Genomic DNA, 14,148 nt, shown 5'->3' with positions numbered 1-14,148 from the left:
TTTCGCCCATTGTCCAATATTCCCCACTGCTGCCTCCCGTAGGAGTCTGGGCCGTGTCTCAGTCCCAGTGTGGCTGATCATCCTCTCAGACCAGCTACGCGTCTTCGCCATGGTAGGCCGTTACCCCACCATCAAGCTGATGCGCCGCGGGCCCATCCTCCGGCGACCGAAGTCTTTCCCCGCGAGCCCCGCAGGACTCGCGGACGTATGCGGTATTAGCCATCCTTTCGGATGGTTGTCCCCCACCGGAGGGCAGGTTACCCACGTGTTACTCACCCGTTCGCCGCTTTACTAGGCGCCCGAAGGCACCGTTCTCGCTCGACTTGCATGTGTTAGGCCTGCCGCTAACGTTCGCTCTGAGCCAGGATCAAACTCTCCACTTAAAAGGTTTGATCCAGGGTTTTTGCCGGCCGGAGCCAGCATAAACCCGGGGTTCGTACTGTTGTACAGCTAAAACCCACTCGTCTTCGCTATTTAGTTTTCAGAGACCGGACCAACGAATCTAGCCTCGGTTGCCGCGAGCCCCGAAGGGAATCGCTGCGAGGGCGTAGACATATACAGTCGCCGACCTGGCGTGTCAACACTGTTTTTCGCGAAAAAATCTCGCCGCCGTACGGACGCGCCACATACAGCGCAACACGCGGAAATCGCTCGCGGTTTTGTCGGCGCGCAGAGCGCGACGTCGCGCCGGCCCGCCCCGCGCGACGCCTCCTCCGGCTGGCGAATCGGGCGCGCCGCGGCCCAGCCGGGTGATCGCGGGGGCGGGGGCTCGGACGACCGCTCCATGAGCGTACCGCCGGCGCCGGTCGTGCCGGCGTGCGTTGCGGCGGCCGGTCCCTGGTCCGAGAACCACATAACCAGTGAAAATCACAAAGAAACAAGCGCAGTTGCGCGGACACCCGGTCGGTTGGGAACCGGAACGGCGGCGGCTCGGCCGGTCGCCACCGGCGCGACCGCGAGGTTCGGGCTAAAGTGGAACCGGTCGACCCATGCTCGAGCGAATCGGGAACTGTCGCATCGTGGACGAGGTGGCGTCCGGCGGGATGGCCGTCGTGTACCGCGCCATACAGGACTCCCTGAACCGGACGGTCGCCATCAAGGCGCTCAAGACCTCCGCCGCGGCCGAGCCGCACATCGTGACCCGGTTCGAGCGCGAAGCGCAGTCGCTGGCCAACCTCCAGCACGAAAACATCATCCACGTCTACGACTACATCGAAGAGCGCGGCGCGCTGTTCATCGTGATGGAGTACGTCGAAGGGATCGACCTGTACGATCTGCTCGAAAGGTGCGGGCGAATCCCGTACGACGTAGCGGCGATCATCGCGATGCAGGTCGCGCGGGCGCTCGACTACATCCACTACCGGGGAATCATTCACCGCGACATCAAGCCGGCGAACATCATGATCGCGCGCCAGGGCGGCGTGAAGCTGATGGACTTCGGCATCGCGCGCGACAAGACGTACGGCGCCGACCTCACCGACGCGGGGACGGGCATCGGCACACCGTCGTACATGTCGCCGGAGCAGATCCTCGGCGACAAACTCGACGCGCGTTCCGACATCTTCTCGCTCGGAATCGTGCTCTACCAGATGTGCACCGGGCGCAAACCGTTCGTCGAGGACGAACAGAAGTCCGTCATGCACAAGATCCGCCTCGAGAAGTACGAAAGCCCGCGCAAGCTCAACCCGGACATCCCGCGCGAGCTCGAGCGGATCATGGCCAAGTGCATGCAAAAGCTGCCGCGCGACCGGTACCGGTCTGCGCAGGACCTGGTGATGGCGCTCGAGCGGTTTCTCGCCAAGCACGTGGAGATGAACTACCACGCGCGGCTGGTGCTGTTCCTCAAGAACCAGGACATCATCACGCAGCTGGAGGCCGACGAGTACCTCAACCCGGCGGTCGGAGGCCCCGCCGGTGCGCCGCTCACGCCGCAAGCGCGCGCCGCCCGCCAGGTCGTACGCCGCGGGCTCCAGTTCCAGGCGACCGTGGTGGCGCTGCTCGCGTTTGTCGTCGGCCTCATCCACCTGGCGCCCATCGGCAAGAGCCCACGCGCGGCCGAACTCGCCGCCGCGCCGCCACCGGCAGGACGCCTGGTGTTTCATGCGTACCCGTGGGCGCGCCTGCACATCGACGGCAAGCTCGCCGCGGTGACGCCGGTCGCACGGCCGATCGAAGTCCCCGCGGGCGAGCACGACGTGGTCGTCGAAAACGACTTCTTCGAACCGGTCGAGCGTCGCCTGTACGTGCCCCCCGGCGAGTCGGTCGACTTGGTCGTGGACTTCGAGAAGCGGGGGACCCGCCGATGACGCCGATGTCGAGGAGAGCGCCGCTGGCCACCGCAGCGGTCGCGTTGGCAATCGCTGCCGTGGCCCCGTCTGTCGCCCGCGCGCAGAAGCTCGACACCATCCGCGTGAAGGTGCGCAAGGGCGACACGCTCGAGCTACTCGCCGCCGAGTACTACGGCGACCGGCAACACGCCGTGTTCATCATGAAGGCCAACGGGATGACGCACCCGCGCAAGCTGAAGCCCGGCGAGCGCCTGCGCATCCCGATTCAGCGCGAACTGACGACGGAAGCGGGCGACACGTTCGCAGAACTCGCGGAGCGCTACATGGGCGATGCGCGGCGCGCCGAGTTCCTCGCCGCATTCAACAACCTGCCCGCAGGCACGACGCTGCCGGCCGGCCTGCGCCTGTTCGTGCCATTTCACGTCACTCACACGGCACAGGCGACGGAGACGCTGGAGAGCATCGCCGCGGCCTATCTCGGCGACCGCGACAAGGCGTCGCTGCTCAAGCGATACAACTTTACGGACGCCGACCAACTCGAGCGCGGGGACAAGATCGTCATTCCCATCTTCAACGTTCGCGTCCGCCGCGAGCGGTTACCCGCCATCGACGACCAGTCGGCCGCACGCGAGCGGCGTCGCCACGAGATGGAGCAGCTTGCCGAACGCGCGCTGCCGGCTGCGCGGGCGGCACTGCGCGAGGGCGACTTCGCTGCCATCAAGAAAGCCCTCGTCGAACTCGACCTCGACTACCTTCCGAGCGACCTGGCCGCTGACGTCGGCATCCTGCTCGGCACCGCGTACATGGCGTTCGACGACGAGGATTCCGCGCGCGCAGTGTTCGAGAAGGCGCTCGCCCGTGCCCCCGACCGCGCGCTGAGCGCGTACGATCACTCGCCGAAGGTGCGCGCCCTGTGGACGCGGCTCGGCGGCAAGGTCACTGACGGCCGACCGTGAGCCGCCGCGCCGCTGCGACAACGGCCGCGGTCGCCGGAGCCGCCGTTATCGTCGCCGCGGCCTGGTGGAAGTTGCTCCCGGGACCATCCGCCGATCCGGCAGGGCCGGGTGGCGTCGCGGGCCGCACGGCGGCGGCCGGCGTCGCAGCCGCATTGGCACGCGCGGACGCGATGCGCGCGCCATTCCGCTGCGCCCGTTGGAACGTCGACGCGCAGGCGGAGCACGCGGGCTCCATCGCGACGCCGACAGGCCGCCGCGCAGACCGGCGCGGCGCCGTATTGCGCGTCACCGGTGGCGACCGCACGTTGACGCTCGGCGTCGTCGCGGACGTGCGCGCCCCGACGCCGGCCGCGCTGCACAACTTACAGCAGATTCGAGCCGAGTTCGAACGCGCGCGCGTCGACGCGGTCGTTTCGTTGGGGGGCATGGGCACCGTCGAGGAGGATATCGCGCGGTCGCTCGCCGAGATCGTCCGCGGCGCACCATGGATCACGATCGCGATGCCGGGCGCGACCGAATCCGTGCCGGCGCACCGCGCCGCCGTCGCCGCCCTCGCGCGCGACGGCGCGGCGGTAGTCGACGGCTCGGCGGTGCGGATCGTGGAAATCGACGGCGCCGTCGTCGGCACGCTTCCCGGCGTCGCCGCCGCCGGCCAACTCGCCGCCGGCGCCGACGGCTGCGTCCACACCGCCGACGACATCGACGCGTTTGCCGCCGCCTTCGCGCTTCGCCCGGCCCCCCGCGTGCTCGCCAGCTATGCTCCGCCGCGCCAGGCGGGCGATGCCGCCAGTGACGTGGCGCTCGGCGGCGTCCACGTCGGCGAGCCGGAGATCGCCACCGCGACGCGCGCGACGCGGCCGATCGCGGTCGTCCACGCAGTCGTCGACGAAGCGGCGCTGGGCGCCCGGACCGGGTCGGCGGTCGTCACCGGCCCGCCCGTCATCGTGGCCGCGGGCGCGGCCGACGGCGCGCCGCTGTGGCTGCCCGACGACCGCATCGCCGGCGCGAGAGCGCTCGTCGTCACCGTGCGCGACCGCCGCGTCGCGTGGCGCCGTATCGTCGTGCCGGCCGGCGGGGACAAGGCCGCCGCCGGCGGGCGGGGGCCTCGGCGCCGCGCTCAGCCTCTGCCGGGGCATGCCCACTAGGTGTCGTTTGACCCGGTCGACCGCACAGCGATACGATCTCGCTGCCGTGGCATGAACACGCCGTCTCCCAAGTTCTTCTGCCCGAACTGCAAGGCGGCGTACGACGTCGACAGCAATTTTTGCGGCCAGTGCGGCGCCGACATGCATCAGGTGTCGTCGCTGCTGTACCGACGCGACGACGGAACGGCGGCGAGCGCACACCGGCCCCCGCGCGCGGACACGCAAGATGACGCGTGGATCGGCACGGTCGTCGACGGTCGCTACCGCGTAATCGAGCGCATCGGACGCGGTGGGATGGGTGTGGTCTACCGCATCGTCCACGAGCGGATGGGCAAGGTCGCGGCGATGAAGGTGCTGCACCGCGAGCTGAGCGAAGAGCGCGACGTCGTGCGGCGATTCCGCCGAGAAGCGCAGGCGGTATCGCGCCTATCGCACCCGAACACGGTACAGGTATTCGACTTCGGTACCGCGCGCGGAGCGCTGTATCTGGTCATGGAGTTCGTCAAGGGCGACGACCTTGGCGTCGTGCTCAAGCGCGAAGGCCCGATGCCCTTCACGCGCGCCGCGTTGATCATGCATCAAATCTGTGCCGCCTTGGCAGAGGCACATGCGGTGCAGGTCATCCACCGCGATCTGAAGCCGGAGAACGTGATCGTGACGCGCACGCGCGACGGTGCCGACTTCATCAAGGTGCTCGACTTCGGACTCGCCAAGATCCAGGAGCGCGAAGAGCTCGCGGAAGTAACCGATAGTGGGTCGATCGTCGGAACGCCCTACTACATGTCCCCCGAGCAGATCCGCGGCGAAGACGTCGACGCGCGCGCCGACATTTACTCGCTCGGAGCGGTGCTCTACCGCATGCTCACCGGCGAGCCACCGTATCGCGCGCAGACGCCGGTCGGCGTGCTCACCCAGCATCTCACCGCAGAGTTGGTGCCACCGTCTAGGCGCGCTCCCGACCGAACCATTCCTCCCGGTGTGGACGCGTTGGTCATGCGCGCCCTCGAAAAGGACCGCACGCGCCGGTTCCAGACCGTCGAGGAACTGCGCGCCGCCATCGACCAAGCGTACGCGGATGCATGCGGCGAACCGCCGCCACTGTTGCCGAGCGGGTCGAGTTGGCAGCGGACGCCGGCGGGGACCCCGGCTGCCGTTGCGCCGGTCGACATCGACTTCGGAATCGATCCGGAACAACGACTCAATCGGGACGACATCGACCAGTTCGAGCGCCGCCTGCGTCGGCGACGGATCGCGCGCCTGGTGGCCATACCGGCGGTCGTCTCGGCCGCGGCCGCAATGGCCGCGTACCTGTTGTGGATGCGCCCGGCCGGGCCCCGAACGGTCGAGGTCGAGCCGAACAACGAGCCGGATCAGGCGACGCCGATCGCATCGGGCGTTCCGGTCACCGGCTATCTGGGCAAGCGAATCAGCCGGTCGGAGCCCGATCGCGACGTGTACGCACTGGTGCAGCGGCCCCGGCCGGATGGCAGCCAAACCCTGACGGCGCACGTCACCGGACTGCCCAACATCGATATCGCGCTTTACCTGCACTCGGCCGACGGCCACTTCCTCGCACGGGCCGACGAGCGACGCGTCGGCGGCGATGAGTGGTTGCGCAACTACCGGGTGACCGAGCCGGTGATCCTGGTGGTCACGCAGGCGCACGTCACCGGGCTGCCGACGGAGAACGTGAGCGACACCTACACGCTCACGGCGAGCTTGACGGACGCGACACCGGGCACGGAAGTGGAACCCAACGACATGGACAGCAACGCGGTACCGATCGCGATCGGTGCGACAACGGGCTACGTCGACCGCGCCGGCGACGTCGATGCATATCGCTTCACCGGGCCGACGGGCCGCTACCGGGTGACCGTCAGCGGCGCCGGCGGGCTGCCGCTGGCGCTGCGGATCGGCGCCGATCGCGCGCGCACCGGCTCGGCCGTCCTCGAACTCGCCGCCGGCACCATCGTGCGAGTGGAGCCGGCGCGCCCCCGCACCGCTGCGCTGCCGAGCGCGGCCCTCGACGCGCCCTACACGCTCGAGTTGGCGCCCGCGCCCTAAGGGCCGTCCCCCAGTACTGGCCACCACATGCCAATCCCCCTGAAACCTCGCGCGGCGTTGCGCGGCGGTTCCTTGGGCCCACCCGGCGCCTTCGTCGCGCCATGCCCGAGATTCCACGACTTCGCCGGAGTCGCACTGCATCCGGGGACAGCGCCTAGCCGGTTCGCGCGCGGGACTGCCCGTGCGCTGTCCGGCGCGCGCGCGCAGGGGCACACGCGCGGCCCGTTGGCGCGCGCCCGACGACGCACACGTCCTCGCCCGAGCGCACGCCCGTCGCCCGGCCGACCAGGATCCCTCGCGGGCCCGTCCGATATTCCGGTGCGCCGGGTTGGCCCTGCCGCTGGGGCGACTGCCCACCGGCTCGCCGCGAATCGGCGATCGCGGTCGTACGCCGCCGTCGTCGTCCCCGTAACGGTCAAGTCGCCTACCGCCGCGCGGGCTATCTGCGCGCACGCCCTACAGAAACTCGCGGTCCGGCCGATCGCTACGGTACCGGTGAACTGGGTCGATCTCGCCAACGACATGCGGCTGGTGGTCGCGGGCTGTGCACTATTCGTCGCCCTCCATCAAAGTTGGGTCGCGCGCGCGTCGACCGGCCGCAGCGCGGCGCTGCACGGCTATACCGCGGGGTTGGCAGCGGCCGCCCTCGGATTCACCCTGTCCCGGTACGCTCAGGCCACCACGACCGACGCGGCGTGGTCGCTGCAGTGGGCGCGCCTCCAGATGGCGTTCGGACTCGCCCTGGCGCCGATCGCATTGGGCGCGGTCTGGGCGCTGGCCGACGTGCCCGTGTCGCGACGCATGCGCGCGGTGCAGGTCGGAGCGGCATCGCTGGTGCTGCTGCCGTGGCTCGGCGCTCCCGTGATGACGCGCGATGTGCATGCGTTCCGCGACCTGCTCGGCTCGACCTTCTACACGCCGCGCGTGGCGCCCGCGGCGGCGGTGGCGCTGGTCGCCTACGTGATTGCGATCGCGGTCGCCGTCGCCCGCGCGGCGCAACGCGCCGGCGCGCATGGTCCGAGCGACGCGATAAGGCGGCTCGCCGCTAGCCGCACGCTCGCGCCTCTGCTGGGCGCGGCCGCCACCAACGACCTCGCAATGCAAGCTGGGTTCGTCCGCTCCGTTCGAGTGCTCGAGTTCGCCCTGGTCGTGGCCGTGCTGGTGCTCAACTACCTCCTCACGCGGCGGTCCGCCGACTTGCACGCCGATCTCGAGCGGTCGGTGGCCGCGCGCACCGAGGAGCTGGCGGCAGCTCTGGCGAACGTGCGACGAATCGTCGACGGACTGCCGGACTCCGTTTTGCTGTACGCCGACGCGCGCATCGAGTTCGTCAATCGCGCAGCGGTCGACTACTTCGGCTACGAGCCCGACGAACTGCTCGGCCGGCACGTGCTCGACCTCGTGGCGCCCGCCGACGCCGGCGACGCTCGCGCCGTGTTGCTCGAAACCCCCGACGATCGCCAGCAGACGTCGGCATGCGAGATGCGGTTCGTTCACCGTTCAGGGCGCACACTCGTCGGGGAGGTGGCTTGCCTGCCGTTCATCCTCGACGGTCGCCGCGGCGTCCTCGCGATCATCCGCGACGTCGCCGAACGCACGGAGTTGCAACGGCAGCTCATCGCCGCCGACCGACTCGCCTCCGTAGGCACACTCGCCGCCGGCGTCGCGCACGAGATCAACAATCCGCTCACCTACGTCATCGGCAACGTGGCGACGGCACGCGACGAACTCCGCCGCGCGCTCGACGGCGATGAGGAAGCAGCGCACGACCTGGCCGACATGCTCGCCGAGGCGCACGAAGGCGCCGAGCGCATCCGCCAGATCGTTCGCGATCTGAAAGCATTTTCGCGCGCGGACGACAACGCGACGCATGCGGTTTCCGTCGCCGCCGTCGCCGCCCAAGCGGCGAATCTGGCGCGCAACGAGATCCGTCACCGCGCTCGGCTCGCGATCAACCTCGGTGAAGTACCGCACGTCCTCGCCAACGAGGGCCGCCTCGTCCAGGTGCTGCTCAACTTGCTGGTAAACGCCGCGCAGTCGTTTGACGACATCGACCGCACCGACGGCGACGGCGACGGCGACCGCACTCGAGACTGCATCATCGAGGTCACGGCCACGTCGCTCGGCAGCCACGTCGAAATTGCCGTCGCCGACACGGGACCGGGTATTCCAGACGACATCGCCGACCGTTTGTTCGATCCGTTTTTCACCACCAAGCCGGTGGGCGTCGGCACCGGACTCGGCCTGTCCATCTGTCACGGCATCGTCACCTCGTTCGGCGGCCACCTGAGCTTGACCAACCGACCGGAAGGCGGCGCGATCGCGCGCATCGTGCTGCCGGCGGCCACCGGCGCGCCGGCCGCCCGGCCGACGCCACCGCGGGCACGTCGCGCGACCGGCCAGCCGCGCCGCAGGATCCTCGTCGTCGACGATGAGCCGGCCGTCGGCTCGGCGCTGTGCCGCATGTTGCGAGGCCACGAGGTGATCGCCGTCGACCGCGGTGACGCCGCGATTGAGCTGGCAGCGCGCCGCACCTTTGACCTGATTCTGGTCGACGTGATGATGCCGTCGATCTCGGGCATCGACGTATACGAAGCGCTACGCGCGATCGATGTCGATGTCGCCGCGCGCATCGTGTTCATGACCGGCGGCGCGTTCACCCCGAGTGCGCGCGAAGCGCTCGCCGCGTTGCCAAATCCGAAACTCGACAAGCCGATCGAGCCCGATCGACTTTCCGCTCTCCTGCTGAGGTGGCCCGATGACCCGTCGCAAGACCATGCTGATCGTGGATGACGAGCCGCGCGTGCTGCGCGTGCTATCGCGCCTGTTCAAGCGCGAATACGAGGTCCTGCACGCGAGCGACGGCGCCGCAGCGCTCGAACTCGCCCGAGCGAGGCATCCCGACGTCATCGTGACCGATCAGCGCATGCCGAACATGACCGGCGTCGAACTGCTCGCACACGCGCGGCGCGAGCTACCGAACGCTCTCCGCGTGTTGATTACGGGCTTTTCGGAGTACAGTGAAGCCGATCCGGTCGTCCAGCAAGCTGGCATCCACCTGTACGTCGAGAAGCCGTTTTCGCCGCTAACCCTGCGCGATCTCGTCGCACAGGCGTTCGAACAACACGCTCCACACGGCGAATGTTGAGTCCCCGTCAGTCGGCGGCGGGCGGCGCACTGCCACCGGGGTCTGGCACGTCGCGGACGAACCGGATGAACGCCATCGCGGGGCGGTGGCTCGCCTCGCGCATTGCAAAGTGAATCGCGTCGAGCCGCCAGCCTTTGCGCACCCACTCGTTGACGATCGCCTCGATCTGCTCGTCCGTTACCGAGGACAACTCGACGAACTTGTACTCGATCATTTCTGCAACAACCGTGCGGCGTCATGCGCGTGGTAGGTGATGATGATGTCGGCTCCCGCGCGGCGCATCGCCAATAGCGTCTCCATCACTACGCGGTCGTAGTCGATCCAGCCGCGCTCGGCCGCAGCCTTGACCATCGCGTACTCACCGCTGACGTTGTAGGCTGCCACCGGAAGGTCGACCTCGTCGCGCACGCGCGCGATCACATCGAGATACGCGAGCGCGGGTTTCACCATCACGACGTCGGCCCCCTCGGCGATGTCGGCCGTCACTTCGCGCAGCGCCTCTCGGGCGTTTGCCGGATCCATCTGGTACCCGCGGCGATCGCCGTGGCGCGGCGCGCTGTCGACGGCATCGCGAAACGGTCCGTAATACGCCGAGGCATACTTGGCCGAATACGCGAGAATCGGGACGTGATCGAAGTTGTACTCGTCGAGCGCCTCGCGACACGCGGTGACGAAGCCGTCGAGCATGCCCGACGGGGCGACCACGTCGACACCGGCTCGCGCGTACGAGACGACCGTCCGGGCAAGGTTGTCGAGAGATGCGTCGTTGTCGAGTTCGCCGTCGACCAGCACGCCGCAGTGGCCGTGGTCGGTGTACTCGCAGAAACACGCATCCGCAATGACGACCAGATCGGGCACCGCCTTCTTGATGGCGCGGATCGCGCGCTGGACGACGCCGCTGTCCTTCCACGCCTCGCTGCCGACGGCGTCCTTCGTTTCCGGCACGCCGAATAGGATGACCGCCGGGATGCCGAGATCGTAGGTTGCGCGGGCGGCGTCGACTGCTCGGTCGACCGACAGGTTGTACTGGCCCGGCATCGACGGAATTTCCCGCCGGACGTCGGTCCCGGGCACGACGAACAGCGGGTAGACGAGCGAATCGACCGACAGATGGGTCTCGCGGATCAGCCGCCGCAGGCCCTCGGTGCGGCGCATGCGGCGCGCGCGGAAGTCAGGAAATTGCATTACCGCCGGTTATACGTCTCCGCGAGCTCGCGTGCCAACACCTCGGCGTCCGGCGACGACGGCACCAGGTCGACGCGCACGCCGAGGCGTTCGACGGCGCGCGCGGTCGTCGGCCCGATCGCGGCGATCACGCGGCAGGCAGCGATCCGGTCGGCGGCTCCATCGCCGAGCAGGTCCGCGAGCGCGCGCACCTGCGACGGTGCGAAGAACGCCGCCACGTCGACGCGGCCGGCTCGCAGCTCCCGGAGGCCGAGCTGGATCGCCGGGTCGTCCGGCGCCGCGGTCTGCGTGCGGTAGACGGCCACGACGTCGACCTCGGCGCCGGCGTCGCGCAGTGCGACCACCGCCTCGTCGCGACCGTGCTCGGCGCGTGGTACGAGCACGCGCGCCGAACGCAGCTCGCCCCCGGCGACCGCGACGATCGCGCGCGCCAGGGCGGCGGCGTCGCCGTGCGCCGGCACGACATCGGCGCGAATGCCGCGGGCGGCGAGCGAACGCGCCGTCGCCGGGCCGACACACGCGATCCGCGCGAGCCCCAGCGCGCGTGCGTCGCGATGGTGAGACGCGAGCTCGTCGAACCAGCGTTCGACCGCGTTGGCACTGGTGAAGACGACCCACTCGTATGCATCGAGGCGATCGATCGCCTTTTCGAGCGGCCCTCGATCGGACGGCGCGACGAGCCGAGTGACCGGCGCGAACAGCGGCTGCGCGCCACGTTCGGCGAGCGCCGACGCAAACGCACCGGCCTGCTCGAGCCGGCGCGGGATCAGCACGCGGGCGCCGAACAGCGGCCGCCGCTCGTACCAGGACATCGCGTCGCGGTAACGGACGACGTCGCCGACCACGACGAGCACCGGCGGCCGCCAGCCGGCAGCGGCCACCTCGTCGGCGAGTGCGCCGAGAGTGGATGCGATGACCCTTTGCGAGGCGGTCGTGCCCCAGTAGATCGCAGCCGCCGGCGTGTCGGGCGCACGCCCGGCCGCGATCAGTGCCGCCGTACAGTCGCGCAGCGTGCGCAGCGCCATGAACAACACCGCGGTATCCGCGCGCGCGACCGCGGCCCAGTCCACCGGCGGCGCCTCGGCGGCGCGGTGACCTGTTGCAAATGCCACGGTCGCAGCGACACCGCGCGCCGTCAGCGGAAACCCGGCATACGCCGGTACGGCCGTGGCTGCGCTCACTCCGGGGACCACCTCGAACGGGACGCCGCGCGCGGCGAGGTACTCGATCTCCTCTGCCGCACGGCCAAAGACGAACGGATCGCCGCCCTTGAGCCGCACCACCCGGCGGCCCGCCTGCGCGCGCTCCGCCATCAGCGCGTTGATCTCGGCCTGCGTCCGCGGCGGGCCGAGTTCCGAGTGTTTCTTCCCGACGTAGACGCGCTCGGCAGACGCCGGCGCCAGGTCGAGCAGCACTGCGTTGACGAGGCCGTCGTACAGCACGACGTCGGCGCGCGACAGCACGGCGGCCCCCCGCTGCGTAAGCAACCCCGGATCGCCCGGCCCCGCGCCCACGAAATAGACCATGCCGACCACGCGCGGACTTTGGCAGAGTCGAGCCGGCGGGGACAAGCGACCCGGCAACTCGGGCCTCCAGGCACCGGCCGGCGCCGGCCGGCCACCGCACCGTCGTCGCGTAATTTCAGCTTGTTGTAACTGCACACCTGCGGGCACCGCAGTTGCATGGGTCCCCGGGTAGCGTGCGACGACCCCACCTGCATGTCTGGGCGATTCTCGCGATCGCGGGCCTGGCCTTCGCACCCGCCGGTGCGCGTGCGGACCGCACCAAGCGGCGCCCGAGCGGCTGTGCGGAAGCGTCGCGCGTGTCCGTGGACCTGCCGGGCCGCGCCGCCGTCGACGAGATCCGGGTGATCGTCGCCCCCGACTCGCCCGAGTCGAGCGCCGCACGCATCAGCGTCGGCGCCGGCGTGTACGACCGGACGATCCGCGTGCTCGGCGGCGGATCGCGCGGGCTGAAGTTCACGAGCCCATTGGTCGGCAGCCGGTTTTCGATCGAGCTCGACCCGGTGTTCGAGGCGCCGCGGTCCGCATGCGTCGAGCGCGTGTTGCTGCTACGCGACGGCGCGCTGATCGCGGCGGTCACCCCCTAGCGGCGGCCCCTGAATACAGCACACCACGTGCTACGTCCCCGCCCCCTCCTGCTGCGGTGCTCGTCAGTTCCTTGGGCGCACCGAGCGCCTTCGTCGCGCCTTGCCCGAGATTCCACCGACTTCGCCCGAGGGGCACGGCATTCAGGGACAGCCGCAAGGAGGCCGTAGCGCAAAGCCGCTGGCTGCGGTCGCGATGTGCGGGCGATCGGCGGCGTACGTCCTCGCGCCCTTCGGTTCCGTGTGTCGATACGCGCCCTCGTGCGCTGCGTGCGTGCGCCGAACCTCGCCTCGCATCTCGCAACCTCGCTGGCGCGCCCATACACGACCGCCTGCCGGCTGGCGAATCGCGCGCCCGGTCAACGCGGCGGCGGCGGTGGCACGCCTTCGAACCGTACCGGCGCCCCGGGGCCGATTCCGTTCGCGCGCGCCCAGCCGCCGGGCACCTCGAGGACGTACTGAGACGGAGTCGGCACGGCGCGCGACTCGAGCGACCGCGGTTCGGCCCGCTCGACGACACCGGCGACCGTCATGTCGGAGCGAATGAAGATCATGTCGAGCGGGATCAGCGTGTTCTTCATCCAGAAGCTCTGAACCTCCTCGCGAGGAAACAAGAACAGCATGCCGTGCCCCGGCTCGAGCCGTTCGCGAAACATCAATCCGCGCCGGCGCTCGGCAGGAGTCACCGCCAGTTCGACGGCGACGCGCCGCTCGTCGCCGGCGGCGTTGACGAACACGACGGACGGCGACGCGGGCCGCCGCGCTGCACCGGACGACTCGGTCGCCGGTGGTGCCGCCGCCGGCGGCTCGCCGCCGGCTCGCCCGCAGGCGACCGCGGCCATCGCCAGTGCCCACGCAGCCGCGCGCCGCACCCCTACTCCGCCGGCGCGTCCGAGTCCGACCGCTTGCGCCGCCGCGACCGCCGCTTGCGCGTACCGGTCTGCGGCTTCAGCGCGACTCGCGCCTTGACATCCGGCTGTACGCCGCCGAGCCGCTCGTCGTTCGGGATGAACCGGATTTCGGTCTTGACCTCGAACGACAGCATCGTGAGCATCTTCGCGATCTCCTCGGACAAGTTGACCGTCTCGAGGAACTCGCGGATCTCGCGGGCGAGGATGCGCAGCACCTCGTCTTTCGTCGAGGCCGCGGTCGACGCGAGATAGGTGGCGACATCCTTGGGAAGCGACAGATCGCGCGTCAGTTTGCGCAGCCCCTCTTCGGTGGACATGACCGCGCCGACCCCGGCGACGAGGCC

12 protein-coding genes and 1 rRNA gene are annotated in these 14,148 nt (G+C 69.6%); 7 read left to right on the top strand and 6 right to left on the bottom strand.

The features are described 5' to 3' along the window. Window positions 1-383 (bottom strand): 16S ribosomal RNA (locus tag D6689_21815); the annotation flags it as partial. A 606-nt stretch (window positions 384-989) separates the two neighbouring features. Here D6689_21815 and D6689_21810 point away from each other — a divergent pair. Genes D6689_21810 through D6689_21785 form a run of 6 tightly spaced genes read left to right on the top strand, consistent with a single transcriptional unit; the run spans window position 990 to window position 9,601 of the window. Further along, window positions 990-2,306: a serine/threonine protein kinase gene (locus D6689_21810; GenBank protein RMH36811.1), complete on the top strand. Its 1,317-nt coding sequence runs from the start codon at window positions 990-992 to the stop codon at window positions 2,304-2,306. Continuing rightward, the gene (locus tag D6689_21805) at window positions 2,303-3,244 is read left to right on the top strand and encodes a LysM peptidoglycan-binding domain-containing protein (protein ID RMH36810.1); all 942 of its coding nucleotides are present in this window, start codon (window positions 2,303-2,305) and stop codon (window positions 3,242-3,244) included. Before D6689_21810 ends, D6689_21805 begins: the two co-directional genes overlap by 4 nt. Continuing rightward, a complete protein-coding gene (locus D6689_21800) occupies window positions 3,241-4,389 on the top strand; it encodes a hypothetical protein (GenBank protein RMH36809.1) in 1,149 nt (382 codons plus the stop codon). The genes D6689_21805 and D6689_21800 overlap by 4 nt, the downstream gene beginning before the upstream one ends. 51 nt (window positions 4,390-4,440) lie before the next feature. Further along, window positions 4,441-6,453 (top strand): serine/threonine protein kinase, encoded by a 2,013-nt coding sequence (locus D6689_21795; protein RMH36808.1) that lies wholly within the window; start codon window positions 4,441-4,443, stop codon window positions 6,451-6,453. A 27-nt stretch (window positions 6,454-6,480) separates the two neighbouring features. Further along, complete coding sequence (locus tag D6689_21790; GenBank protein ID RMH36807.1) at window positions 6,481-9,246, top strand: response regulator; 2,766 nt, start codon at window positions 6,481-6,483, stop codon at window positions 9,244-9,246. After that, complete coding sequence (locus tag D6689_21785; protein RMH36806.1) at window positions 9,212-9,601, top strand: response regulator; 390 nt, start codon at window positions 9,212-9,214, stop codon at window positions 9,599-9,601. Before D6689_21790 ends, D6689_21785 begins: the two co-directional genes overlap by 35 nt. 7 nt (window positions 9,602-9,608) lie before the next feature. Here D6689_21785 and D6689_21780 read toward each other — a convergent pair whose 3' ends face one another. From D6689_21780 to cobA, 3 genes are read right to left on the bottom strand one after another with little or no spacing between them, the layout of a single operon-like run. After that, window positions 9,609-9,815, bottom strand: coding sequence for a DUF4177 domain-containing protein (locus D6689_21780; GenBank protein ID RMH36805.1), 207 nt, complete (start codon window positions 9,813-9,815; stop codon window positions 9,609-9,611). Next, window positions 9,812-10,786, bottom strand: a complete 975-nt coding sequence (gene hemB, locus D6689_21775) for a porphobilinogen synthase (protein ID RMH36804.1) — start codon at window positions 10,784-10,786, stop codon at window positions 9,812-9,814. Before hemB ends, D6689_21780 begins: the two co-directional genes overlap by 4 nt. Beyond that, complete coding sequence (gene cobA / locus D6689_21770; GenBank protein ID RMH36803.1) at window positions 10,786-12,321, bottom strand: uroporphyrinogen-III C-methyltransferase; 1,536 nt, start codon at window positions 12,319-12,321, stop codon at window positions 10,786-10,788. The genes hemB and cobA overlap by 1 nt, the downstream gene beginning before the upstream one ends. 164 nt (window positions 12,322-12,485) lie before the next feature. Here cobA and D6689_21765 point away from each other — a divergent pair, with 164 nt between their 5' ends. Beyond that, window positions 12,486-12,896 (top strand): hypothetical protein, encoded by a 411-nt coding sequence (locus tag D6689_21765; GenBank protein RMH36802.1) that lies wholly within the window; start codon window positions 12,486-12,488, stop codon window positions 12,894-12,896. 356 nt (window positions 12,897-13,252) lie between these two features. On the opposite strand, the gene D6689_21760 is transcribed toward D6689_21765, so the two are convergent. Both D6689_21760 and D6689_21755 read right to left on the bottom strand, forming a co-directional pair. Further along, window positions 13,253-13,735, bottom strand: a complete 483-nt coding sequence (locus D6689_21760) for a DUF192 domain-containing protein (GenBank protein ID RMH36812.1) — start codon at window positions 13,733-13,735, stop codon at window positions 13,253-13,255. A 32-nt stretch (window positions 13,736-13,767) separates the two neighbouring features. Beyond that, on the bottom strand, window positions 13,768-14,148 hold a 381-nt coding region (locus D6689_21755; GenBank protein RMH36801.1), incomplete at its 5' end, for a hypothetical protein.

Source organism: Deltaproteobacteria bacterium (genome assembly GCA_003696105.1).
Lineage (GTDB): Bacteria > Myxococcota_A > Polyangia > Haliangiales > J016 > J016.
This window is presented reverse-complemented; position numbering and strand designations above follow the sequence as displayed.

Bases quoted from the DNA above. Each gene is read 5' to 3' on its own strand.
- D6689_21810 (RMH36811.1), top strand. From the start codon at position 990: ATGCTCGAGCGAATCGGGAACTGTCGCATCGTGGACGAGGTGGCGTCC.
- D6689_21805 (RMH36810.1), top strand. From the start codon at position 2,303: ATGACGCCGATGTCGAGGAGAGCGCCGCTGGCCACCGCAGCGGTCGCG.
- D6689_21795 (RMH36808.1), top strand. From the start codon at position 4,441: ATGAACACGCCGTCTCCCAAGTTCTTCTGCCCGAACTGCAAGGCGGCG.
- D6689_21790 (RMH36807.1), top strand. From the start codon at position 6,481: ATGCCAATCCCCCTGAAACCTCGCGCGGCGTTGCGCGGCGGTTCCTTG.
- D6689_21785 (RMH36806.1), top strand. From the start codon at position 9,212: ATGACCCGTCGCAAGACCATGCTGATCGTGGATGACGAGCCGCGCGTG.
- D6689_21780 (RMH36805.1), bottom strand. From the start codon at position 9,815: ATGATCGAGTACAAGTTCGTCGAGTTGTCCTCGGTAACGGACGAGCAG.
- hemB (RMH36804.1), bottom strand. From the start codon at position 10,786: ATGCAATTTCCTGACTTCCGCGCGCGCCGCATGCGCCGCACCGAGGGC.
- D6689_21760 (RMH36812.1), bottom strand. From the start codon at position 13,735: ATGGCCGCGGTCGCCTGCGGGCGAGCCGGCGGCGAGCCGCCGGCGGCG.